The organism is Solwaraspora sp. WMMA2080 (assembly GCF_027497395.1).
Lineage (GTDB): Bacteria > Actinomycetota > Actinomycetes > Mycobacteriales > Micromonosporaceae > Micromonospora_E.
Map to the genome: position 1 here is coordinate 3,027,284 of NZ_CP114910.1, position 23,274 is coordinate 3,050,557.

The 23,274-nt window shown below is 70.1% G+C and carries 27 protein-coding genes; 11 read left to right on the forward strand and 16 right to left on the reverse strand.

Annotation, left to right across the window (positions count from 1 at the left end; translation table 11 throughout):
- Positions 1-5: 5 nt before the first annotated feature.
- The 7 genes from O7543_RS13770 to O7543_RS13800 all read right to left on the reverse strand — a co-directional run bounded on the left by O7543_RS13770 (position 6) and on the right by O7543_RS13800 (position 5,731).
- Positions 6-641: a DUF1775 domain-containing protein gene (locus O7543_RS13770; RefSeq protein WP_281553459.1), complete on the reverse strand. Its 636-nt coding sequence runs from the start codon at positions 639-641 to the stop codon at positions 6-8.
- A complete protein-coding gene (locus O7543_RS13775; RefSeq protein ID WP_281553458.1) occupies positions 638-2,359 on the reverse strand; it encodes a copper resistance protein CopC in 1,722 nt (573 codons plus the stop codon). Before O7543_RS13775 ends, O7543_RS13770 begins: the two co-directional genes overlap by 4 nt.
- Before the next feature lie 2 nt (positions 2,360-2,361).
- Positions 2,362-3,087, reverse strand: coding sequence for a YcnI family protein (locus O7543_RS13780; RefSeq protein ID WP_281553457.1), 726 nt, complete (start codon positions 3,085-3,087; stop codon positions 2,362-2,364).
- A 123-nt stretch (positions 3,088-3,210) separates the two neighbouring features.
- Entirely contained in the window at positions 3,211-3,903 is a 693-nt protein-coding gene (locus O7543_RS13785) for a GNAT family N-acetyltransferase (RefSeq protein WP_281553456.1), read from the reverse strand.
- A 138-nt stretch (positions 3,904-4,041) separates the two neighbouring features.
- The gene (locus O7543_RS13790; RefSeq protein WP_281553455.1) at positions 4,042-4,671 is read right to left on the reverse strand and encodes a GPP34 family phosphoprotein; all 630 of its coding nucleotides are present in this window, start codon (positions 4,669-4,671) and stop codon (positions 4,042-4,044) included.
- Positions 4,652-4,990 carry a hypothetical protein gene (locus O7543_RS13795; RefSeq protein ID WP_281567429.1) on the reverse strand — a complete coding sequence of 113 codons (339 nt, stop codon included), beginning with the start codon at positions 4,988-4,990 and terminating at the stop codon, positions 4,652-4,654. Before O7543_RS13795 ends, O7543_RS13790 begins: the two co-directional genes overlap by 20 nt.
- Positions 4,991-5,125: 135 nt before the next feature.
- The gene (locus O7543_RS13800; protein WP_281553453.1) at positions 5,126-5,731 is read right to left on the reverse strand and encodes a hypothetical protein; all 606 of its coding nucleotides are present in this window, start codon (positions 5,729-5,731) and stop codon (positions 5,126-5,128) included.
- 200 nt (positions 5,732-5,931) lie between these two features.
- Here O7543_RS13800 and O7543_RS13805 point away from each other — a divergent pair, with 200 nt between their 5' ends.
- Together O7543_RS13805 and O7543_RS13810 are read left to right on the forward strand one after the other, a co-directional pair.
- Positions 5,932-6,555, forward strand: a complete 624-nt coding sequence (locus O7543_RS13805) for a hypothetical protein (RefSeq protein ID WP_281553452.1) — start codon at positions 5,932-5,934, stop codon at positions 6,553-6,555.
- 81 nt (positions 6,556-6,636) lie between these two features.
- Positions 6,637-7,053 carry a PRC-barrel domain-containing protein gene (locus tag O7543_RS13810; RefSeq protein WP_281553451.1) on the forward strand — a complete coding sequence of 139 codons (417 nt, stop codon included), beginning with the start codon at positions 6,637-6,639 and terminating at the stop codon, positions 7,051-7,053.
- Between the two features lie 575 nt (positions 7,054-7,628).
- Here O7543_RS13810 and O7543_RS13815 read toward each other — a convergent pair.
- From O7543_RS13815 to O7543_RS13830, 4 genes are all read right to left on the reverse strand, one after another.
- A complete protein-coding gene (locus O7543_RS13815) occupies positions 7,629-8,618 on the reverse strand; it encodes a transposase (protein WP_281553450.1) in 990 nt (329 codons plus the stop codon).
- A 95-nt stretch (positions 8,619-8,713) separates the two neighbouring features.
- The gene (locus O7543_RS13820) at positions 8,714-9,124 is read right to left on the reverse strand and encodes a hypothetical protein (protein ID WP_281553449.1); all 411 of its coding nucleotides are present in this window, start codon (positions 9,122-9,124) and stop codon (positions 8,714-8,716) included.
- Positions 9,125-9,255: 131 nt separating this feature from the next.
- On the reverse strand, positions 9,256-10,203 hold the full coding sequence (locus O7543_RS13825) for a DUF6745 domain-containing protein (protein ID WP_281553448.1): 948 nt from the start codon (positions 10,201-10,203) through the stop codon (positions 9,256-9,258).
- A gap of 109 nt (positions 10,204-10,312) precedes the next feature.
- Positions 10,313-11,677: an Nramp family divalent metal transporter gene (locus O7543_RS13830; protein ID WP_281553447.1), complete on the reverse strand. Its 1,365-nt coding sequence runs from the start codon at positions 11,675-11,677 to the stop codon at positions 10,313-10,315.
- A 207-nt stretch (positions 11,678-11,884) separates the two neighbouring features.
- Between O7543_RS13830 and O7543_RS13835 the strand changes: the two genes are divergently transcribed.
- Both O7543_RS13835 and O7543_RS13840 read left to right on the forward strand, forming a co-directional pair.
- Positions 11,885-12,394: a hypothetical protein gene (locus O7543_RS13835; protein ID WP_281567430.1), complete on the forward strand. Its 510-nt coding sequence runs from the start codon at positions 11,885-11,887 to the stop codon at positions 12,392-12,394.
- 369 nt (positions 12,395-12,763) lie between these two features.
- A complete protein-coding gene (locus tag O7543_RS13840; protein WP_281553444.1) occupies positions 12,764-13,201 on the forward strand; it encodes a hypothetical protein in 438 nt (145 codons plus the stop codon).
- Between the two features lie 208 nt (positions 13,202-13,409).
- On the opposite strand, the gene O7543_RS13845 is transcribed toward O7543_RS13840, so the two are convergent.
- Together O7543_RS13845 and O7543_RS13850 are read right to left on the reverse strand one after the other, a co-directional pair.
- The gene (locus tag O7543_RS13845; RefSeq protein WP_281553180.1) at positions 13,410-13,640 is read right to left on the reverse strand and encodes a hypothetical protein; all 231 of its coding nucleotides are present in this window, start codon (positions 13,638-13,640) and stop codon (positions 13,410-13,412) included.
- Positions 13,603-14,880, reverse strand: coding sequence for an IS4 family transposase (locus tag O7543_RS13850; RefSeq protein ID WP_281553181.1), 1,278 nt, complete (start codon positions 14,878-14,880; stop codon positions 13,603-13,605). Before O7543_RS13850 ends, O7543_RS13845 begins: the two co-directional genes overlap by 38 nt.
- 95 nt (positions 14,881-14,975) lie before the next feature.
- Between O7543_RS13850 and O7543_RS13855 the strand changes: the two genes are divergently transcribed.
- Entirely contained in the window at positions 14,976-15,668 is a 693-nt protein-coding gene (locus O7543_RS13855) for a hypothetical protein (protein WP_281553443.1), read from the forward strand.
- On the opposite strand, the gene O7543_RS13860 is transcribed toward O7543_RS13855, so the two are convergent.
- A complete protein-coding gene (locus O7543_RS13860) occupies positions 15,656-16,342 on the reverse strand; it encodes an SDR family oxidoreductase (RefSeq protein WP_281553442.1) in 687 nt (228 codons plus the stop codon). The genes O7543_RS13855 and O7543_RS13860 overlap by 13 nt on opposite strands.
- A 60-nt stretch (positions 16,343-16,402) precedes the next feature.
- Between O7543_RS13860 and O7543_RS13865 the strand changes: the two genes are divergently transcribed.
- Together O7543_RS13865 and O7543_RS13870 are read left to right on the forward strand one after the other, a co-directional pair.
- Positions 16,403-16,786, forward strand: a complete 384-nt coding sequence (locus O7543_RS13865; RefSeq protein ID WP_281555450.1) for a MerR family transcriptional regulator — start codon at positions 16,403-16,405, stop codon at positions 16,784-16,786.
- 32 nt (positions 16,787-16,818) lie between these two features.
- Positions 16,819-17,364: a TetR/AcrR family transcriptional regulator gene (locus tag O7543_RS13870; protein ID WP_281555449.1), complete on the forward strand. Its 546-nt coding sequence runs from the start codon at positions 16,819-16,821 to the stop codon at positions 17,362-17,364.
- A gap of 90 nt (positions 17,365-17,454) precedes the next feature.
- On the opposite strand, the gene O7543_RS13875 is transcribed toward O7543_RS13870, so the two are convergent.
- Positions 17,455-18,756, reverse strand: a complete 1,302-nt coding sequence (locus O7543_RS13875; protein WP_281567431.1) for a peptide ligase PGM1-related protein — start codon at positions 18,754-18,756, stop codon at positions 17,455-17,457.
- Positions 18,757-19,180: 424 nt separating this feature from the next.
- Between O7543_RS13875 and O7543_RS13880 the strand changes: the two genes are divergently transcribed.
- From O7543_RS13880 to O7543_RS13895, 4 genes are read left to right on the forward strand one after another with little or no spacing between them, the layout of a single operon-like run.
- Positions 19,181-19,993, forward strand: a complete 813-nt coding sequence (locus O7543_RS13880) for a 2OG-Fe dioxygenase family protein (RefSeq protein ID WP_281553440.1) — start codon at positions 19,181-19,183, stop codon at positions 19,991-19,993.
- 13 nt (positions 19,994-20,006) lie between these two features.
- A complete protein-coding gene (locus tag O7543_RS13885; protein WP_281567432.1) occupies positions 20,007-20,435 on the forward strand; it encodes a GFA family protein in 429 nt (142 codons plus the stop codon).
- A gap of 12 nt (positions 20,436-20,447) precedes the next feature.
- A complete protein-coding gene (locus O7543_RS13890) occupies positions 20,448-21,641 on the forward strand; it encodes an aminotransferase class I/II-fold pyridoxal phosphate-dependent enzyme (protein ID WP_281567433.1) in 1,194 nt (397 codons plus the stop codon).
- Between the two features lie 5 nt (positions 21,642-21,646).
- A complete protein-coding gene (locus O7543_RS13895) occupies positions 21,647-22,912 on the forward strand; it encodes an MFS transporter (RefSeq protein ID WP_281567486.1) in 1,266 nt (421 codons plus the stop codon).
- A 34-nt stretch (positions 22,913-22,946) separates the two neighbouring features.
- Here O7543_RS13895 and O7543_RS13900 read toward each other — a convergent pair whose 3' ends face one another.
- Complete coding sequence (locus O7543_RS13900; protein WP_281567434.1) at positions 22,947-23,102, reverse strand: hypothetical protein; 156 nt, start codon at positions 23,100-23,102, stop codon at positions 22,947-22,949.
- Positions 23,103-23,274: the final 172 nt, after the last annotated feature.

A 23,274-nucleotide genomic window follows, 5' to 3' on the forward strand; every position in this document is an offset into this window, starting at 1 on the left:
CGCCGTCACCGTCCGGTCAGTCGGTAGCCGACCAGACCGGCACCGACCACCAGCAGCCCTACAGCGGTCAACGCCTGCGCCACACTGGCACCGCCACCGCCGGCCGGCTGATCGGCCGGAGCCGCCGGTGGTGCCGGCGCGAGCACCGCGTTGGTCGCGATCAGCGACGGGGCGGGCCGCTCAGCACCCGGCCCGGTGTCCGACCACTCGTAGCTGTCGCCGTCGACGCACCGCTGCACCGCCGGGAACCAGAAGGTCTGCCCGGCCGTCCCGGTCAACCGGACCAGCACCGAGAACTCGGCGACCCCGGCGGCGATCTGCTCGGCGCTGATCGCCGGCCCGGTCCAGCTGACCCGGCCGGGGGTGACCTCGGCAGCCCACCCGGGCGGCTGTCCGGTCGTCGAACCGGCGATCGCCCCGGCCGGCATTTCGACCACCAGCTCGTCGGTGTCCGCGTTGTCGCAGCCGTGGTCGAAGGTGAAGGTCAACGTGGTGGCACCGGCACCGTTCGGGGCCGCGCCGGCCAGCTGGGTGTGGGCCGCCGCCGGCGCCGCCGACCAGAGCGTCACCAGCGCCGCCGGTGCCAGGCCCAGCAGCGCCGCGCCGAGTAGTCCTGCGGCACGTCGTCGGAACCTGTTCATCGGATCTCCACCGGAATAATCGCGATCGGGCTGTCGAACCGGGAGGTACGCGCGTTGACGGTGACCTCCCAACTGCCGGGCAACGGGAAGTCGGCGACCGCCTCGTAGCTTCCGGGGCCCGTCTGGGCGAGCCGGCGCTCCAGCGGCCCGACCCCGGCTTCGGGCAGCGTGACAGTGACCGTCGGCGGCGTGACCGGCTCCAACGGCTGCCCGGCGACGTCGAACAGCGCCAACTCCAGCGCGTTGATCCCGGTGGCACCCGGGGTTATCCGGATCTGCACCCGGCCGTCGCCGAGCGCGGCGTCCGCGACGACGGCCTGCTCAACGGAGCTGGTACGGCCGTCGGCCGAACCGGTGGCGGCGTTGTCGGTCTCGGAGGCCCGGTTGGTCGGGTCTCGGGTGACCAGCACACCGGTGACGGCGAGCACCCCGACCAGCAGTACCGCCTCCGCCCGGACGGTGCGGCGCAGTGAACGCAGGGCGGCGGCCTCGGTGTCAGGTCGGCGGGTACGCGGCACCAGCAAATAACGGTTCCAGCCGGCGATTCCGACGAGCACCGCCACCGCCGCGACCTTGCCGAGCAGCACCAGCCCGTACGTGGTGCCGAGCAACGCCGACCAGGAGCCGACGATCCGCCAACCGAGCAGGACTCCGGCCACCGCCAGCAGGGCGACCAGCAACGCGGCGGTCTGGGAGAACGCGGCCACGACGCCGGCCCGCTGCGTGGCCGACGGGGTGTCGGTCCGCCGGGACAGCAGGTGACCCAGGCCGAGGATCCCGCCGAGCCACACCGCGGCCGTGACCAGGTGCAGCAGGTCGCTGCCCAGGGTCAGCCAGGCCGGGCCGAAGCTGCGGGTGTGGCCGACCAGCGCCGACGCGCCGAGCGCCAGCCCGGCCCCGGCGAACACCGCTACACCGGCCGGGCGGCGGGCCGCACCGGCACCGCCGCTGCCCAGCCTGGCTCCGACCAGGACCGCGAGCACGCCGGCGGCGGTGAGTGCGGCGGCCAGGCCGAGGTCGGACAGGTAGCCGGTCCGCCAAGGCGCCGGGCCGGCCAACGCGCCGACGTCGGCCGCGTCCTGCCATGCGGTGGTGACCGGCGGCATCACCGCCACCGCGACGAGGGCGACGACCCCGAGCCCGACCACTGTGGGCAGCTGTCGTCGACGCGCCGGGATCGGCAGGAAGGACAGGCCGAACACAGCCAGCCCGGTGCCGCCGAGCACGCCGACGTACAGCAGCGCCTCGGTGGCCGGGCGGAGCACCCGCAGGGCGAGGTCCGGCTCGGTGACCGGGATCGCGACGCTGCCGGCGGTGGGTGCGCCGATCGCGAAGCTGAACCCGCCGGCCACCGGGTGGCTGTCCGCGGAAACGACCCGCCAGCTGACCACGTACGTGCCGTCGGCCAGGCCGGTCGGCAGGTCGATGACGACGGTGCTGTCCACCGACCTGGCGGTGACGTCGATCGTGGACCCGCCGGCGTCGAGCACCTGCACGCCCTCGGCGCGGATCTGGACCGGCTCGTCGAAGGTCAGGGTGACCGACGGCGGCGCCTCGGCGAGCAACGCGCCGTCCGCCGGATCGTTGGTCAGCAGCGTGGCGTGCGCGGCGGCCGGGCCGGCCCCGGCGAGCGCGAGCAGCAGACCGAGCAGGCTTCCGGACAACAGTCCGGGTACGGCGAGCAGCGCGGCCCGCCGTACCCGGTGCGGCGACCACACCCCTATGTGGTCTTCCGGGTGCGCTGCAGCGCCAGGCCGCCGGCGGTGAAGCCGAGCAGGCCGAGGATCAGGCCGATCCAGCCGACGACGGAGCCGCCGTCGCTGGTGGTGGAGCCGGCGGTGGTGAGCTCGGTCGGCTCGGCGTCGTCGGCGGGCTCGTCACCGGCGGCGGTGCCGTCGGCGTCGGCGGCGGTGATGACGAACGAGGGTGCCGGGTAGTCCAGCTCGTGGCTGTCCTGGCCGTCCGCCGGCACCTGGGCCCAGGCGGTCTCGCCCTGCTCGCAGGTCTGGATGGAGGGGAAGACGAGGGTCTCCCCGGCCGCGTCGGGCAGTCGCAGGGACAGCTCGAACACGTCCCGGTGACCTTCGGGCAGTGGGGTCTTGGCGGTGTAGACGATCTCCGCGACCCGCTCGGTGAGCTCGTTGCCGTGGCTGTCGGTGACCGGCGGGTCGAGGGTGGCCATCACCTTCTCGACCGTCCAGCCCTGATTGATGGTGGGTGTCACCGAGTTGATCTGGTCGGGGATCTGGATGGCCACCTTGGTGGTGGCCGAGCCGTCGCAGCCGTGCGGCACCGACACCGTCAGCACGGTGTAGGAGTCGGCGGTGGTGACGGTGGGGGTGACGGTGACGTGCGCCGCCGCCGGGGAGCCAGCGAGCAGGATGGCGCCGCCGGCGATGGCGGCGACGGCACCGGACCGGGCGACGCGACGAAGGGTGGAGTGCATGGACGGGTTACCTCTCGATCATCGGGCCGCCGAGGGTGCCTCTGGGCGGGAGCTTGGTGGATTGGTCGGCCGCCGATGCCGGTTGGTTCCCGGCGGTCCCGATGATCCGGCAAGAGCTGATCGTCACCCGGGTCCGGGGCGCTGGTCCCGACTCTGGTCGCCGTCGCGGCCGGAGGGCTGGTCGCCGTCGCGGCCGGAGAGCTGGTCGCCCTGAGCCGGCGCGCGCCACATCGGCCAGATCGGCGGGCCGTCCGGCAGCTGGACCGGTTCGGCGGCGACGTACCCGTGCCGAAGGTAGAGGCCGCGGTTGCGCGGCGTGGTGGCCTCCAGGTACGCCGGGGTGCCCGAGGCGTCGAGCTGCCGGTGCTGGTGGGTCAGCAGGGCGGTGCCAACGCCCCGGCCCTGCAGCCAGGGTGTGACCCCGAGGTACGCGAGATACCGGTGCGGCCGGTCCGGCCGGTGTCCGCTGAGGATGCCGTGCAGGGCGGCGACGCGGTGCTGCCAGATGCCGGCGGCGAGCATCATTCGACGCTGGTGGACGGTGATGTGGTTGGCCGACTCCGGCTGATCACGCTGGTACCAGATCGCCACCCCGGTGAACGGTCCCGCCACGTACACGTCGGCACCGGTGTCGATGGCGTGTTCGAGTTCGATGGTGAACAGCGACCGGAACGTGGTGACCCGGGCGTCGATGTCCCCCACCAACCACTGGGAGACCGGTGCGATCAGAAACGCCTCGGTGAGCAGCGTCGCCGCCTGAGGGATGTCGTCGTGGGTGGCGGCCCGGACGGTCATGGCGGGTGTGGTCGCGTTCATCGGCACGCTCCAGGAGGGTGAGTGTGGGTGGAATGGAACAGGTGGAATGAAACAGCTGGGTCGCGCGGTAGAGGGACTGCGCGGTAGGAGGATCGTGCGGGTGGCAGGTCGTGCCGGCCCCGGCTGGCCGACTCAGGCTCAGGTACGCCCGCTCAGCACAGCGTTGCCGACCGCCGCGCCGGTCCGGCCCAACAGGTCGCGCAGCGCAGGCCGCAGCGCCCGTAGCAGGACATCGAGGTGACGGGCCACCTCGGGTTCGGCACCGTCGAGCAGATAGGCGTCCAGTCCGGTCGCCGCAGCCAGTCCGGCAAGGAACAGGTCGGGCTCGTCGAGCGGTTCCATCCGGCGCAGCCGCAGCGACAACCGCGCCCACGGCCAGGCCGCGAGGTTGATGTCGACCGGTACGTAGATCGTCCGGGTGCGCATCAGCCGGCGTACCTGCTCGGGTCGGACGACCCCGGCGGCAGTCAGCCGCTGGGCGACGTGGTCCGGGGCCCGCTCCGACAGAACGGTCAGCCAGACCCGTAGGCTGGTGTGCTCCGGCTCGTCGAGCAGCAGCCGCAGCGCGGAACGACCGAGCGCATCGGCTGGCGCCGCCGGATCGACCACCCAGACGTGACCGGCATCGACGGCGACGGCCTGCGCGGTGACCAGCTCGGCGAGGACCGCGCTGGCCAGACCGAGCCCGACCGCCCGGGGGTGCAGCCGGGCGCGACCGGTGACATCGTGGTGGGCAAGCAGGAAGAACTCATCGGCGAGCAGCGGCACCGTCGACCACCACCTGCTCGGCGGGCGGCGGCTGGATACTGGCGTGTTCGCCGACGGCGGCCCGCCGCACCGCAGCGACGCTGACCAGCGCCTGTTGGCAAGGTGGATGGTCGGGTCGACAGTCGACGTGGTGGCCGTCGACCCACACCCACTGCCCGCCGTAGCTGCGGGCGGAGCCGATCCGGACGTAGGTGATCAGCAGATCGAAGGGCTCGCCGGGCACGGGACCTCGCCCGTACTGCCACTCGGAGACGGCGAATCGGAGCACCGTACCCGGCGGCAACTCCGGAACTTCCACGTTCTTAACATTGTAGGTCATATATATCGATCCAGCCGGAATCATCGGACGCGCCACCGGGGGCACGCGTCGCCATCCGGAGCACGGCAGGCGATCCGGACGTCGTTTTCTCTAACGTGAAGATCCAGGTCGGGGAGAGCGCTTGGCGGACATTGGTCACGTGGACCAGATGAATTCCAACTCGTCGGCTGCACCACCGATCCGAACCTCGGAGAGCACCTCCCGGAACGCCGAGGAAAGATCCCCGACGGCGGTGCCGGCCAACAGATCCGGATGATGAGCCGCCACCGCGTTGAACACGAGACGTTCGACGGTGAGCGCGTCCACCGGGCTCAGCCGGCAGCCGCACGGGGCACCGTACACCCAGCCATTGAGCCTGGCCATCGGGATCATTTGCCGTTCGCAAGTTGCACAGAAGAGCAGACCGGCCAGTGGTGACGGATAGCCACCGGGCGACGTATTGAGAGCGCCGACCCGAGCATCATTCAGCTCAGCACCGTCGGTGATCTCCCAGCGCGTGCCACGGCTTTTCGCCATCGCGAACTCCTCACCCTGGGACACCATCGATTGACCGCCATCGGCGGACGCAGATCGAGTCTGCCAGGGTACCCACAGTGGTGCAACGCTCAACGCGCCGGTGAAACCGCGCCGAGAGTTTGAAAACCCCGAAACAGCTGCGGGTTCACCTTCGTCGACTCCTCGGAGGTCGTCCGGAATCCGGATGGCAGCGCCCCGATCGGCCCCCACCACGACGCCGACCAACGAGGACGGTGGACGCGCCGGCCGATGCCGAGACCGGCGGTCGTCCGATACGCTGGTAGGTCCCACGCCTCGCGCGGGTGATCCCGGTGGCCGACGGGATCCCTCCCCATCACCGTCCCGTCGGCCACCGCCACCGCTGCGATGGCCGGTCGCCACCACCGCCGTCGCCGACCTTGATCGACAATGGCACGATCTCCGCCATGGATCACGGGCACGGCAGACTCGAACTGTCCATCGGATACCCAACCAGCCGGCCGACCCGGCTCGCGGTGCTGTCGGTACTGGGCGTCGGGCTGGTCACCGCCGGGTGCTGCCTCGGCAGCCTGCTCGGGCTGGTGGTCTCGGGCGGCGGGGACGAGCCGACCCTGCCGGTGCTGCTCGGCACCGGTCTCGCTCTGGGGGCGTCCGCCGGTATCGGCCTGCCGATCGCCCGGGTCGCCCGGACCGGGGCGTGGCTGTCCGGCACCCAGCTCACCGTACGCGGACTCGCCACCCGCACCGTCGACCTGCGTACGGCCGAGACCGTGACGATTTCGCTCGGCTCCCCCGCGACCACCGATGCGGAACCGAACAGCGGCACGGAACAGAACAGCGGCACGGAACAGGACAGCGGCGGCGGCGCCGCCAGCACCCCGGTGCTCACCGTCAGCGGCCCGGACGGCACCGTCCGGCTGCCGCTGCGCAACCGGGAGGGCACCCTGCTACCCGCTGCCGAGATGATCGCGCTGGCCCGGGCGTTCTCCGCCGCTTCCTGCCCCGGCGCACACGAGGCCGCCCATCTCCTGCACACCATGGACGCCGATCCGAGGGCCCTGCTGCTGTGACCGCCGGCCGGCGGGTTTGCCGGCCGACGGAAGTGGTAACCCGGAAAGGGTGAGGCAGTTGGCGAGCAGGAGGGGGGCACCATGACCGAGGGGTTGGCGAAGCTGGTCAGGATGAGCGACGCCCACGAAATGGTCGCCGATCCGGCCGAGGACATTCGCGGCCGAAAGGTGTGCGACGCGGACGGCAACGACATCGGTAAGGTCGACGACCTGCTGATCGACGAGGCAGAACACAAGGTCCGGCTGCTGCGGGTCGAGCACGGCGGCATCCTCGGTCTCGGGGCCACTCCGTCGTTCGTCCCGGTCGACGCGATCGTCCGGATCACCGACGGCGTCGTGCACATCAACGAGTCGAGTGAGCGGGTGGCCGGTGCCCCGGCCTACGATCCGGAGCTCGTGTCACAGGACAAGTACTACGAGGAGCTGTACGGCTACTACGGTTACCCGCCGTTCTGGGGCGTCGGGTACGTGTACCCGGGCTACCCGTTCTACCGCTAGTCGGCACCGGATCGGGTCGGGGCAACGTAGGCGCTTCGGCGCCGTAGCGGCGTACGCCGGGGTCGGTCAGGCATGGAAGTACAGTCGATGCCGGTACGTGCATCAGCTCGGTACTCTCTGCGATACGCGATGGGCTCGTCCGCAGCCCACGTGTCGTCGCCGAGTGACTCGGGAGCAGCAGATGAGCCTTCTCTACCGAGCCATTTGGAAGGACTGCACCGAGGAATCCGACCAGCGGGCCGTCGTGGAGCTGGCACACGAGAGTTTCAGCCGGTGGGCACTGGACGATCCTGATGCGACACCGATCGACCTCGGTGAGACCGTCGTCGGTGACAAGGTGCTACACCTGCGCGTCCTCGACAGCGACGACATGTACGGGATCGAGGCTCAGTCCCGGGTCAGCCAGGGATCAGCCATCTGGTCGGTGACCCTGCGCGCTCTCGCCACCGGCAGCGCGGTCCACGTCTGGGTGGATCTTGGCATGGAAACGGACGAACCGTGCCAGCCGGTTACCGTCGGCCCGCCCCGCGTCGTCCACGACCTGCTGGCCCTGTCCAACCGGCCGTCGCTGGGGGTCACCGACATCGTCTCGCTCCCTGTCCGGAATCCTCGGGGCACCTCACTGCCCGCACCATTGCAGACCTTGACAATCCTCCCCGCCCTGAAGGGACGGGGATTCCCTGGGTCGCCCCAGGGGGTTCCTGCTTCACCGACGACCGCCCCGTCCGAGAGGAGGACTCCCGGCGAGGTCTCACACCGCCTCCACAGGCAGTCACGGAGAGCCCCTCCGCGAGAATGTTCCGGGCCGCGTTCACGTCCCGGTCATGGGCCTGCCCGCACCGGCAGGTCCACGACCGGACCGCCAACGGCAGGTGTTCAGCCAGTACGCCACAGCCCGAGCACAGTCGGGTCGACGGGAACCAGCGGTCCACGACCACCAGATCCCGGCCGTACCAGTCCGTTCTGTACCCCAGCATGCTGCGGAACTGCCGCCAGCCCGCGTCGGAGACGGCGCGGGCCAGACGGTGACTGGCCATCATGTTGCGGACGGCCAGGTCCTCGATCACGATCGTCTGGGTTTCACGAACGAGCCGGGTGGTCAACTTGTGCAGGTGGTCGCGGCGGCGGTCGGCGACCCGGGCATGAACCCGGGCCACCGACAGCCGGGCCTTGGCCCGGTTCGCCGAGCCTTTGGCCCTGCGTGCGAGGTTCCGCTGGGCCCGGGCCAGCCGCCGCCGGTCACGGCGTTCATGTCCCGGGTTGGGGATCTTCTCCCCGGTGGACAGGGTGAACAGGCTGTCGAGGCCGGCGTCGACCCCCACCACGGCGGCGGTGGTGGCCGGGGCCGGTTCGATCCGGTCGTCGCAGAGCAGGGAGACGAACCAGCGGCCCGCCGGGTCCTGCGACACGGTCACCGTCGACACCTCATTGAGGAACGCGAGGTCGTCGGTCTTCTTCCACCCGGTCAGCATCGCCGACGTGGCGTTGTAGGTGACCCGTTCCCGACGCAGGGTCCACGCCTCGGTGCGGGCGGCCAGCGGCCATGTTGTAGACCAGCCGGACACAGCCGAACGTCCGGGCGAGCTCGGCGGCCTGCCCGGGGGTGGGGTCGAAGCGGTACCTGAACGCCCGCTTCACGGTCCTGGACACAGTCCACAGTCTAGCGATTCGGTCGTGAGCCGTGGGGTCGCGTGTGGGGTGGACGCCGATCCGCCCCGGCGACGGACCGGCTTTCCCTGCCCTGCTCCGCCCGGGCCCGGGCCACGCCCTGCTCCACCGCCGCGCCCGCCGACTCACCCACCGCCGTCGCGGGCTCCTGCCCGACCGCCTCGGGTGCCCGCTGCGCCGACCCGCCGGTTGCCAGCCGCAAGATCCGGTCCGCTTCCCGCTCGAGTGGGTCGGTGGTGGAGCCCACCGCAAGCTTCGCCTGGATGATCGCCCTGGTCTGCCGGTTGCCGTACCGGCGCTGCAGGTGGTGTGCCGGGTTCGATGCCGGACGCAGGGCAGGTGCACCGCTGCCACGGGCAGCACCCGGCGTACGGCCAACGGGTTCATGTTGGTGCGAGTGCATCAGGACAGCCACCGCCCTTCGAGCCTCGGCGGCCGGGAGCCGCCGGGCAGATCATGATCGCCTATGTCCGCACCACAGTAGCGAGGAGGCGTCTGTCCACCATCTGCCCGGCAGACTCAGCCGCCGGACGGCTACCCGAGTGGTCGCCAGCCGTCCCGGTATCCGACCGGGCCGGCCACCCCCGATGCCGGGCGCTGCTCGCCGTGCCGGGCGCCCGGCACCGGCCCGGTCCGGATCACCGCCGGACGTTCGACCAGTACGCAGGTCCGCTCCCCCGGCCACCACCAGCCGGCGGACCGGGCCAACGTCGCCCACTCGTCGAGCTGAGTCTCGTCGGCCCGCCGGTACCGGGCCAGCCCGAGCCGGCGCAGCACGTCGTAGTACGCCACCCAGTGCGCGTCCTGCTGGCCGTACCAGGCGGTCGGCACGGGCTGTCGCCCGACGGCCGCGAGTGCCGCGCGGACCGGTAGGGAGAAGCCGTCAACGAGGCTGGTCCGCAGCGCGTCGCGGACCCCCTGCTGCAGGACGACCCGCAGCGGTACGCCGGCCGCGAGCGCCTCGATCGGCGGCAGCACCGGCCATTTCGATCCGGCACCGTCCTGTTTCTGGCCGGCGTCCTTCTTCCAGGCGTCCTTCTTCCGGGCGTCCTTCTTCCGGGCGTCCTTCTTCCGGCCGGCCTGTGGTGGGGTCAGGTCGGGATGGTCGGCGGCCGCGTCCAGGGCGCTGCGCAGCCGGGACAGCCCGGCGGCGATGTCGCTGGCTAGTGGGGGTTTCCCGGCCGGCTGTCGAGCTCTGATCCACTGCTGGAGCAGGTCGTGGGTGGGCAGACCGGCCAGCAGCGGCAGTGCCTGACGTGGTGAGTCGACCCAACGGAACCGGGGTCGACGACGAGAGTGCCGGGCATAGATGCGGGACAGGATGTCCTCTGTGGTGGCCCGGCCGGCGGGCGCGGTGTCGAGCCCGTGGTCGAGCCATTCGCGCCGGACGGGTTCGGCCAGCCGCCAGTAGGCGACGAGCCGATCGGAAGCTGGTGCTGGGGAGGTGGAGCGGGCGGCGTCACGCCGCGCGGGCGCGGTCACCGCGCGAGGGCGGTTCCGCCCTTCCGGTAGGAAGTGATCATGTCCACCATGGTGGCGGATCTGGCCACCGACCGCAACCGGCCTGCCCTCTTCGGCTGGCCGCTTCCGGTCAGCCGGCGAACTGCTGCCACAGGTAGTAGAGCGCGAACCAGGTGAAGAAGACCACGGCGGCGACCACCAGTGCGGTCGCGGCCCACCCGGCGCGCAACGCGCGTGGCATGGTCCGCCGGTTGAGCCACAGCACGAGTCCGGCGACCAGCGGGATGTGCACGGCCTCGATCGACCCGGCGAGGGTCAGCAGGGCGACCGGATTGCCGAAGATCAGGAACACGGCGTACGGCAGGGTCGCCAGCCACACCACGACGGCGGTCCGGCTGATCACCGCCGGGCGGGCCAGGCTGTGCTCGGTGAGCCGTTCCGGCAGCACACGCCGTACGCCGTCGGTGTAGAGCCGCTGCCACCCGTCGATGTTGGTGAGGGTGGCGGTCCAGAACGCCGAGACCAGTCCGACGACCATCAGCCAGAAGCCGACGCTGCCGAACACCTCGCTGAACAGGCGGGTCAGGTCGCGGGCGACGTCGGCTTCGGCGGGCACGATGCCTTCCGGCCGCAGCAGCTCGGCGCCGAGGATCAGGAACGCGACGGTGATCAGCGCGACGCCCACCACGGCGAACGTCGAGTCGAGGGTCATCGTCCGCAGCCAGCCGCGTACCCGGTCGATCTGGTGGCTGTCGAGGTCCCGTGGGTCGCGGCGGTCGGCCGCCGCCACCCCGGCGTGGCCGATGCCCTTGGCGGTGATCCAGTACGAGTACCACATCAGTCCGGCCGCGCCGTTGGACAGGAAGCCGAGCCAGGGCAGGATCTCGGCTACCTGCAGATCGTCCGGCGGCACCGGGACGAACCCGGCGGCGGCCTCGGTCAGGTCCGGCCCGACCTGGATCGCGGCGACGACCGCGCCGAGGGCGAGCGCGATGCCGAGGACTCGGGACACCCATTCGACGCCGGTGTAGTGACCGACCAGCACCAGCCCGGCGGCGGCCGCGAGGACCGCGCCGGTCCAGGCCTGGATCGGACCGGGTACGGCGAGCGCGAGTGCGCTGCCGGCGGCGCTGGCGATCCCGGCGATCGCGGCGATCCCGACGACCAGCTGCGGCACCAGGATCAGCCAGATCGCCCAGCCGGCCGGGCCGGGCAGGCCGGCCAGGCCGGTGAGCAGCCGGCGGCCGGTGACGACGCTGTAGCGGCCGATTTCCCGGGTGACGAAGAGCTTGAGGACGAGTACGGCGACCAGCGCCCACATCAGACTGTAGCCGTACTGGGCTCCGACCCGGGGAGTGAACAGCAGTTCGCCGGTGGCGAGGGCGGCGAGCGCCCACAGCACGCCGGGGCCGATGTAGCGGAATCGGCGCCAGCCGGTCGGTGGTTCGGGTACGCCGGTCGACCGCTGCGGCGCGGCCTCGGTGACCTGGCTCATGCCATGTCTCCTTCGGGGGTGGACTCGTCGGGTCGATGCCACTGCCCGAGCCGGTACCCAACAGGCGACTCCTTCACGCACAACGCCCATCGGCCAGCAGATGACTTCACAGCTGCACATCGGTAATCTTTGATGTATTTGTCGTCACACCCGCACCAGGTGCCGATGACCGTCCACGAAGCATCCGAGACAGCAGAAAGGAAGCAGATGAAGCGCGCAGTCCTGCGTGCGGCGACCGTCCTCGCCGCCGCGATCGCCGCCGCTGCCCTCGCGGCCAGCGGAGCCACCGCCAGCCCGTCGATCCTGCAGCGGTTCTCCGTCCCGTCCGGGGACAACTGCACCTACGGCTACACCCTGGGTCACCTGGAGTGGCGCTCCGCCCCGCCGACCAGCGCGGTACGGGTGACCGGGATGCTCGCCGACCGTCCGTTCCCGAACAACCCGGGAGCCGTCTGCCGCGACGACAGCCGTTACACCATCGCCAGCTATACCGCGTACGCCGGCGAGCGGGTCGTCGACGAGACCGCCCGCCGGGTGAACAACGGCGTCGTCGAGATCGAGTTCGTCCTCGGCGCGAACGCCGCCGTCCGAGGAATCGACCGCGTCGCCATCCAGGTCTGCCGGGTGTCACTGCTCGACATCACCCCGATCCCGGACTACTGCGGCCGCCCGCACACCTTCACCCCGTCGACCGTCACCCCGACCGTGCCCCTCTGACAGGGCAAGCGACTCCGCCATCCTGATGGCGCAGATGCATCGACATGCGCCTGCACCATCAGGCCGGTCCGCAGAGCATCCAAAGCGTCGGCGACCATTTGGTGAAACCGCGTCCGCAAGCTGAGCCGCACCGGCGCACCCATGTTTCATGATCGGTCTGCTTTCATGATCGGTCTGCTTCACGTCGACCCCGGGTTGCACCTCGAAAGTCAATCGATTAGCGTCGTGGTCGTTGGTCGTCGTACGGGGCGAATTGATCAACCCCCACTCGCCGGCCGACAATTCACCCCTGACTGCAGGAAATGCTATCTCAGTCGCGTGTCCTCAATTGTTCCAGCACGGGGAGGATCAATGAAACAAGCAACACGGGTGCTCAGCGCCCTGGCCGCAACCACCCTCGCCCTCGTCGGCGTTGCCACGCCCGCACAGGCGATGGCTGAGCCAACGGACACTGCGGTCGCGGTGCCGGGAATCGCGCCATCGGGTTCCGCAGGCACCGCAACATATCTGGACCGCGCCGGCCGGATGATCCCGATGGCCACGACCACCGGCACGGCCGCAGACACGGCTCTGATCGGCTGCACACCAGAGAGCGGCCGGGACAACACCTGGCGGCAGAAGGCCTGCTCGTCGACCAGGGAACTACGGCCCTACACCGGAAGCGGCGACCGCACCGTCGCGCGTCACGACTGCGACGACACCCAGATGACGTCGTGGCGCAATCACGTCGACGTCGACGTGATCGGAGAAATCGACACCGGCGAGTGGCCGCATCGCCAGAACGACGTCGCCTGTCGCGTATACTGACCCTTTCGCAAACAGGAGACTCGCAGCTGCGCGGCAGCTGGAAAGGCACAGGAAACAGATGCCGGAACGCAGCATCAATACGCGGCCCGGCGTGGTGCCGGCGACCCTTCGGGTCGCCGGCACCATGTTCGCCGCTCTCTACGGCAGCTTCCTCACCGGACCCGCAGACGATGTGCCACACGGGGCCGACGGGGCAATGCTGTTAACTTTATGGGTCCTGGCTGGTGGTGACCCAGAGCCTGATCTTCGTGCGGGGTGGTAGCGGCTTCTTGTACTCGTCTTTCTGGCGTGGGTAGCGGCGGCCGGGTTGGCGCTGCTCGCGGGCGAAGCTGCGTGGCCGGCGTTCGGCGGGAAGCAGGTTACGCGGGTCGGTGATCTCGTAGATGACGTCGTGGACGAGCTCAGCCAGTCGTTCGGGGGGAAAACGCCGCGTCGTCACTGACGTGACGGGCGACGGCATCGCGGGCGCGGGTGAACGATATCCGGTCCGGGTCCAGGCCGGCCTGTTCCGCGCCGGCCACGATCAGATGCCGGATGGCCTGGTAGAGACAGAGCAGCCCGTACACCTCCTGGCGGACGAGGTCGGGTTTACGGGAACGGAGCACGACGTCGGCTCCGCCGCGTAGCCGGGTCTCGACCTCTCCGATGGCGGTCTCGATCCGCCACCGGTCGCGGTAGAGGTCGGGAAAGTCCCCCAGCGGATAGGCCCGCTCATCGAGCAGGGTCGTGACCAGGCAGAACAGTTCGCTGACCTCGTACTCGCCGTGCTGGTCGGGTTCGGTCTCGACGGTGTACTCGATCACCCGTACCTCGATACCGGGAATCTCGGCCGGCGGGACCTTCCGCCGCCGTAGCCGGCGCGCCGCGACCGGATCGGCGATCCGCGAGATCCAGGAGCCGTCCGCCAGCCGGCGCAACACCGGCAGGTCCACCCCCGCCTTGACCCGAAACACCGCGTGCGCGCCGGTCGCGGCGATCGCCCCCAGGTCCTCGTACGACAGGAAGTTACGGTCACCGACCACCACATCGGTGGACCCGAGCAGCGGCCACAGCGTCCGGGCCAGCGGCTGCTCGCCCTCACCCAGACCACCGAGCGCCACCCCCCGCAGGCAACGGGTACCCGTCTCGGCCAACGCCACCACCCGTACCTGCGGATACCCCACCGGGCCCTGCCCGTTGGACGGCGACCCGAACGCGGCCACGTTCTCCGGCGTCCTCGCCACGTTCAGGCAGAACCCGTCGACAGCCACCTTCCGCAACCCGTGGAAGTACCCCCACGGCGCCTGTTCCGGCCCCACCACCGACCCGCCGAACGAGGTCTCCAACACCCCTTCCAGCACCTCCGGACCCAACCGCCCCCGAGCCTTCGTCAACGCCGCCGCCGTCGGCTGCATCCCCACCTCACGACGCGTCCGGTACCGCCCGGCCCACGACAACCCCGACAACAGCCTGTTCCACACCTCCACATACGCGCTGTCCATGAACAACACACACGCGATCACGTAGTAGACGACCAACCGAGCCGGCAACAACCGGGACCGCTGCTCCCGCGCGTCCCACCGCTCCACCACCAGATCGACCACCTCCGGCGGAAACGCCGCGGTCAACACCCCCACACCCACCAGATCCGGCAACCGAACCCGCGACTCCTCCGCGACCCGCTCCTCAACCCTCGCCACGACCAGCGATCATAACCCCACCCACACTAAGTTAACAGCATTGGGCCGACGGGGAGCTGGACGCCTATTCGCTCTTCTACCACCGGTCACTCGCCATGGGCTGGCTCGACGATTCCTCGGCTGGCGGCGATCGCGACAACGGCATGCTCCGGTCGGGTGGCCTGTGGGCGACGAACGACGCCGGGTGGCAGCATCCAGCCGCCGCGCCCGACGCCGCCCTGCTGTCCTGGTTCCAGGTCGACGCCAGCGCGGTGGCGGGCGACCGGCCACTGCCGGTGCAGCCGTTCCTGCACTGCGCCGCAGAGGTGACGGCACGGCGGGGTCCGCTCGACCTGTCTGCGGTACAACTGCTGCTACCGGTGCACGGGCTCGACCCGGCGTCCCGCCCGCCGTACGCGCCGGTGTCGGCGACTCGGACGAGCCCGTGGTTCACCGGCCACGGTCCGGCGGACCGGACGCCGGTCGAGATCACCGTCAACAGCGGCCGGGAGCCGTCGCTACCCGACGTGGCGGTCCAGCTCACCGAGCTGCTCGCCGACCTGGGTCCGGATGTGTTCGGATACCGGTCGCACGACCTCACGGCCGCCGACACCACCCCGGCTCCACTGTTCGACGACAGCCTCTGGAACGGCCCACCACTGCACGGTGTGGTGCTTCGCGGTGAGCTGGTCGAGTGGTCCTGCGACGCGATCGGGTGGCTGGCCGAGGCGGCCGCCGACGCCGTGGCCCGGCTCGGCGTCGGCACGCCGCTGCTGTTCATTGCCGTACGCTCTGGTCAGGTCTTCTGACCGCCGGAGGGGTCCGCGGCGAGGGATGCCTTGACCGCACGGGCCGTCTCGTCGGCGAGCACCTCCCACTCGCCCGCCTCGAGACCGTCCAGGGCGGCCTTGACGATCACCGCCGGGTCGCTTTTCGGTCCGTCGTAGGAGGCCATCATGTCGGTGTCGACGGCACCCATCAGCAGACCTGTGACCTGGGTGTGCTGCGCGGCGAGCTCCAGCCGTACGGCGTTGGTGAGGTTCCACTCGGCGGCCTTCGCCGCCGCGTAGCCGCCGGCACCCGGGTAGGCGCTCCAGGACAGCGCCGACAGCACGTTGAGGATCGCGCCGTTGGCCAGCTGCGGCGCGAAGGCCCGGATCATGTGCAGCGTCCCCCAGAAGTGGGTGTCCATCTCCTGGCGGATCAGGCCGAGGTCACCGCCGACCAGGTCCGCTCCGGTCGTGACCCCGGCGTTGTTGACCAGCAGGGTGACGTCACCGGTGGCCGCCGCGGCGGCGGCGACCGAGTCCGGGTCGGTGACGTCCAGCGGCAGGACCCGTACGCCGGGCAGGTCGACGGACTCGGGGCGGCGGGCGGTGGCGTAGACCGTGGCGGCACCGCGCTCGACCAGCTGGGCGGCGAAGTGCCGGCCGATACCACGATTGGCCCCGGTGACCAGGGCGGTTGCTCCGAAAATCTGCATGCTGGCTACGCTAGAACCTGACATTGACGTCAAAGGCAAAGACTTGTGATGGGGGTCACTGTGCGGATCGGTGAGCTGGCCGCCCGCGCCGGGGTGAGCACCCGGGCGCTGCGCTACTACGAGGAGCAGGGTCTGCTGGTCGCGCAGCGCAGCCCGGCCGGTCAGCGCCGCTACCCGGAGTCGGCCGTCGAACGGGTCCGGCTGATCCAGCGGCTGTACGCGGCCAACCTGTCCAGCCGGACCATCGCCGACCTGATGCCCTGTGTGGACGCCAAGGTCAACACGCCCGAGTCACGCGCCCGGCTGGCTGCCGAGCGCGACCGGATCGACGCGCGGATCGCCGAGTTGACGGCAGCCCGCTCCCGCCTGGACGAGGTGATCGCGCGGGCCGCACACCCGGCCAGCGGCTGCGCGTACGAGTCCGGCCCGGCCGGACCGCCCTGATCGGACAGATCCAGGCAGTAACGGCCGCCCGGATCCTCGCCGCCGCCGAACAGGTCTTCGCGGCGGCCGGTCCGTCCGCCTCGACCGAGGAGCTCGCCGAGCTCGCCGGCGTGGCGATCGGCACCGTCTTCCGTCACTTCCCCACGAAGGCCGCTCTCATCGAGGCGGTGTTCATGTCCCGGCTACGGGAGATCACCGCGTACGCGCGGGAGATGGCCACCGCCGGCGACGTCGGCGCCGGCTTCTTCGCGTTCTTCACCGAGGCCGTCAAACAGTCGACGGTCAAGCATGCCTTCACCGACGCCGTCGACTCCGATGACGAGGTGATGGCCGCGGTACGGACGGCGATCGCCTCAGCCGGCGCGGACCTGCGCGACGCGATGGGGGACCTGCTGACCAGGGCGCAGCAGTCCGGAGCCGTGCGCCCGGACATCGCCACAGCCGAGTTGATCGGGCTGATGATCGGCACCTCGCGGGCGCTGGAGCAGGTCGGCCCCGACCAGAAAGGCCAGCAACGGATCCTCACCGTCCTGCACGACGGACTCACGCCCCGGCCGCGCCCAGAGTCGTCCACATAGTGTCGACGGCGTCGCCACGGCGCTGAACGAACCCGCAGCCGGACCACCTGCCGGACCTGCTCGAAGCTGCTCGGAGTCGCTCGGAGTCGCTCAGAGCTTGTTCAGGACGCTGGTCAGCTGCTCCTCGGCACGGGACGTCTCCGCCCAGCTACGGCCGATCACCACGTACTCGACCGTGCCCGTCTGCTCGGTGGTGTCGTTGTAGACGACCACGCCGTGGTCTGATCCCCGGGTGAACAGCAGTCCCTGCTCAGTCAGGGCCTTCACGAGGATGTCGCAGCCGGGCGCGGGCACGTCGATACGCGAGGCGAGGACGTGATGGTCGAGGTAGTCCTGGCCGAGCAGCCGCCGTCCGATCATGTCGATGCCGGTGGTGCCGCCGACCCGTCCGTTGAACTCGTTGAACAGCAGCTCGCCGGTTCTGGTGACGATCGCGTCGATGTTCATCGGCCCGTAGTAGCCGAGCTGCTGGGCGACGATCGCGACCTGCTGCATGTATGCGCCCAGATGCGCGTGCAGTCTGGGGGTGAGGTTCTGCGGCGGGTAGATGCTGCCCTTCCAGGTCTCGGCCATGCGGAGGTCGCTGTAGCTCATCAGGGTCGGCGCGCCGACGCGTGGCACGGTCATGTCAGCGGACAGTTCGCGGACCGACTCGTGGTAGACCTCGATGATGTTGTGCGCCGGGCTGGCGCCGGCCGGCAGGTCGGGCAGGGCCGTCAGGCCGAACGGTTCGAGCGTCAACGCGACCGTCGCGGGATCGGTCGCCGCCAGGTGAACCACGTAGTGCGCGCCGGCCTCCTTGCCTCCCTCGACCGTGGTCAGCAGGATGTTGCCGTCTCCGCCGGCGTTGACGTCCTGCTTGATGATGACGGCGCCGGTCCGGGCGAGCAGTTCGGACGCGCCGTCGACCAGCTCAGGTCCACGGTCCACGACGCGCCCCTCGGCGACCGGGATCCCGCAGGCCGTTGCCATGGACCGGAAGACCGACTTGGAGTTGACCAGCTCGGCGGTCCCTTGCGCGAAGCGCACGGACTCCTCCGCGCCGATGCCGAGCAGTCGCTCCCAGGAGGCGATGTCCCGGTCGTGGATGTAGCACTCCAGACGCCACGGGTCCGTGGCGCCGCCACCGGCCACCATCAGACCGCGCAGGGCATCGGCGAGCTGCGGTCGGTCGCCGGGATACCACCCGGCGCCGGGGTAGTCAGCCAGGGAGAGCACCGTGGGAGGTGACGCGAGGCCGAGCAGATCGGCGACGTACGCCAGCCACGCGTCACTGACCTTGCCAGGAAGAACAGCTACGTCGCCCTCGTCCATCGACCACAGCATCCGGTTGGCGAGAAAACGGTAGGAGTCCTTCGCGTCGTCCGGGACGTCATCCGGCCGAGCTGCCATCACACGGCTGGTCGAATTGGCGAACATCAACTTTGGCAACGGTCGTCCTCCCGGTTTGTCGTGGTGTCCCCGAGCAGGGCACTTACCACGTTGGTGTCAAATCTCGAAACGGTAAGAGGCGCGGCTGACGAGCACGCTCGACCGTGTACACGGTTCCCCGCCCCGGGGCAGTTGTCTTCTCCCACGTTGCTCTCAATCCCCGACTACCACCGGTAACCCATCACCCTCCGTGAGGGCAATTCAGAAGAAGCGGAGGCCTACCGCCCGCACCATGATGTGGATCTCAGAGCGCTTGCTGTCAAAGTCATTTCAGGGAGTGGAGAAGGCTGTGAAATACGACTCCGCCGTGTCCGACGTCATGGATGTCAGATCCGAGTACATCCGCGCCCGATGGGCTTTCGTCGACGGGGCAAGAATGGTCTCGATGCTGCAATCGCTCGGCGCGACAGACGAGGACTTCGAGCGCCTGAAGGTGATCAGCGACCAACTGGAGTCGGACCCGACCCTGCCATTTCGCAAGAGCAGGAACGGACGGATCTGCCTCGACCCGCAGACCCGGCGCGGGTACCGGCTGGAGGCGCAGCCCTTCGTTCTCTCCCGCGAGGAGGACTTCGTGCGGCACGACTCGGAGACGCTGCGCACGTTCGACGAGGTGCAGGACGACCTGCAACTGAACACCGCCCTGCAGGCGATGCTGGTCTTCAAGTTCCTGGTCGCCCACGGGATCGACGTGGCACAGCGGCCCCGGCTGGACTACGGCCGCGCCGAGTGGATCTGCACCCTGTTCAACCTGCGGACCGTCACGACCACCGGCCTGCTGGGCGAACCCGCGCTGGAGGGCGTGCACTCCGACGGGGTGGACCACACCATGACCACGTTCCTCTCCGCGCGCAACATGACCACCGACAGCGCGGAGACCTTCCTGCACGACATGAGAGAGGTCAACGGCCGCCGCTGGCACGAGACGGACCCCGCGTTGGTCAAGGGCAGGGCGCGGCACGGCGAATTCCTGGACACCTTGATGGTCGTCGATCACGAATACAAGCACAGCGTCTCGCCGGTCTACCCGATCGACGACACGGAGCCAGCCATCCGGGACATGCTCATCTTCTTCACCAGGAAGCCCACCGAGAAGGGGCACGTCTCGTTCCGGTACGACTCGGTCGCCCCGCACCGCATGCTGCCCATGTCGTTCGGCCTGCCCGCCGACCTGCCCGCGCTCGCAACCGCCAACTGATCGGAGTGACGCTATGACCGAAGAGGTGACGGGAACGACCGAGACCATCGAACGCGTGTGGTACGACGGCAGCTGCCACTGCGGCGGGGTGGTATTTTCCGCAGCGGCCAGTCGCAACCTGACCATCACCCTGTGCAATTGCGGAATCTGCCACCGGCACGGCCACCAGGAACTGATGACCCCGGAGGCGCGGTTCAAGCTGCACCAGGGACAGGAGTTCCTCAAGCCGTACCGGTTCGGCAACCGCATCGCGGACCACACCTTCTGCGCGGTCTGCGGCGTGCTGCCGTTCTACCGCCCCCGATCGCATCCCACCGGCTATTTCAGCGTCAACGCGCGGTGCCTCGACCTCTCCCCCGCCGAGAACATCGAGTTTGTGGAATTCGACGGGCAGAACTGGGAGGCGAGCATCGCCGCCGGCAAACACGTGTTGACGGAGTAGGTGACAACGCAGGTGTGGACAGGTTCCGACGTCGTCACCGTCGACTCGTTGCGCGAGCGCGGTGGGCTGAAGTGGGCCACCGCCGGCCCGGGAAGACTGGCGGCGTGTGTGGCCGAGATGGACTTCGGTACGGCACCCGACGTTGCGGACGCGTTGCACGACGCGGTGGACCGCGGTCAGGTCGGCTACCTCACGCCGCAGCTGACGGCACAGCTGGCTGAGGCGTGCGCCGCCTGGCAACACGACAGGTACGGATGGGACCTCTCGCCGGCGGATGTGCGGCCGTTGCCGGACGTCATCCGTGCCCTGCACGTCGCCATCGACTGCTTCTCCCGGCCCGGCTCGGCCGTCATCGTGCCGGTGCCCGCGTACCCGCCGTTCCTGGCCGTACCCCGGCTGCTCGGTCGACGCGTCATCCAGGTCGAGATGGTGGCGTCCGCAGGGCGCTACGGCTACGACCTGGACGCTCTCGACCGCGCCTTCGCGGCGGGCGGGAACACGCTCGTCCTCTGCAACCCCAACAACCCCCTCGGCGCGGTCATGGAGCCCGGTGAACTGTTGGCCGTCGCGGAGGTCGTCGAACGGCACCGTGGCCGGGTGTTCAGCGACGAGGTCCACGCACCGCTCGTCTATCCCGGGCACCGGCATGTCCCGTACGCCACCTGCTGTGAAGCGGCGGCCGGACACACGGTGACAGCCACGTCGACGTCGAAGGCGTGGAACGTGGCGGGTCTGAAGTGCGCTCAGCTGCTGACCAGCAACGACGCCGACCGTAAGCGGTGGGGTGAGCTCGGACGGCTGCACACCGACGGCACCGCCACCCTGGGCGTGCTGGCCGCCACGGCCGCGTACCTGGCCGGTGGGCCGTGGCTCGACACGGTGCTCGGCCGGCTCGACCGCAACCGGCATCTGCTGGCCGAGCTGCTCGGCGTGCACCTGCCGATGGCCCGCTACACCCCGCCCGAAGGCACCTACCTGGGCTGGCTCGACCTGCGCGACTACCCGCCGGCCGCAGACCTCGCCGAACGGGCGCGGGTGAGCGTGATGGACGGTGCCGAGTTCGGCCCGCCGGGCACGGGTTTCCTCAGACTCAACTTCGCCACCACCCCCGCTATCCTCACCGAGATCGTGCGACGGTTGGCGCACGCCGCCACGGCAACAGCGGGTCCGGTCCGGTCGATGACACCCCGGAGGTTGGTTCCTTGACGACAGTGGACGTGCCCGAGCGGGTACGGCCAGCCGACGACCTGCTGCGCTCCCATCGCGGTTTCCGTCTGCTGCTCGCCTCCGATGTGGTCAGCCGCACCGGCGGCCACGTCGCACTCGTCGCCCTGCCGCTGCTCGCGGTGCTCGTGCTGGACGCCTCCGCCCAGCAGGTGGGACTCCTGGTGGCGGCGAGCACGCTCGCCTTCCTCGTCGTCGCGCTGCCGGCCGGGGTCTGGGTGGACCGGCTACGGCAGCGGTCCGTGCTGGTGGCCGCCGACCTGGTCCGCGCGCTGGTGCTGTTGTCGGTGCCGGTGACAGCGGCGTTCGGGGCGCTGAGCCTGGGGCAGCTGTACGTGGTCGCCCTGGTCATCGGGGTCGGCAACGTCTTCTTCGACGTGGCGCAGCAGGGCTACGTCACGTACCTGGTGGGCAAGGACCGCCTACTGGCCGGCTTCAGCAAACTGGAGGTGGCTGGCAACGGAAGTCAGCTGGTCGGACCGCCCCTGGGCGGGGCGCTGGTGCAGATCGTCACCGCCTCGGGCGCGCTGGCCTTCAACGCGGTGTGCCACCTGGCCTCCGCCTGGCTGCTCGGCCGGATCCGGCCACCGGAACCGCAGGTCGACCGGCCCGGTGGGCGGCCACGGCTGGGCCGGGAACTCACCACCGGGGTGCGGTACGTCGCCGGTCAGCCGATTCTCCGGCTGGTCGTACTGCACGGCATGATCGCCCTGCTGTTCGAGTACGCGCTGCTCACCGTCCAGCCGTTGCTGCTGGTGAACACACTCGGCCTGTCGCCGGCGGCGTACGGCCTGGTGACCGGGGCCGTCGCGGTCGGCGGGGTGGTCGGCAGCGTGTTCGCCAACCGCTTCGTCGCGACGTTCGGCATCGCCCGTACGCTGTGGTTGCCGTTCGCCGTGACGTTTCCGCTGCTGCTGCTCATGCCGCTGGTGGGTCAGGGCTGGCTGGTGGTGCTCTACCCGATCGGCTACGCCGCCTACATCGGCGGCAGCGCCATCCAGAACGTCGCCCAGATCACCTACCGTCAGGCCATCTGCCCGCCGGAACTGCACGGGCGGATGAACTCCGCCATGCGGTTCCTGATGTGGGGCATGATGCCGGTCGGCGGGTTGTTCGGCGGCTTCCTGGTCCAGGCGATCGGGGAACGGACCGCACTGTGGGTGTGCGCCGTCGGGATGCTGGCCAGCCTGCTGCCGATGCTCGGCCGGCCGGTGCTCCGACTGCCCCCCGACGCCGGCATCGGCCAGGGGTGATCGCGCCCTTGGCCCGGCGTCCGGGACCGCGCCGCTACGGCACCATCAAGCTCAGCACCGGGGTCGTCTGCAAGCCGACCGGCAGCGCCATCGCGCCGATCAACAGGCCGCAGACGGTGCGGATCGCCCAACGCAGCGACGCCAACGTCTGCCCGTACGCGACGAGCGCGACGCGCGGGTCAAGGTCCACGGTCAGACGTGGCGACTGCCTAGATTCGCCGGTCGCGACTGGTCAACGGCCTCCAGGGATTGGCAGGATTTCCCGCTGGTGCCTTGTTCGCGCCAGGCACCGTGGCCTGGCCCCGGTGCGCCGCGTCCGGATTCCGGACGACCCGTACCTTGTCGCTGGTCCGTCAGGAGAT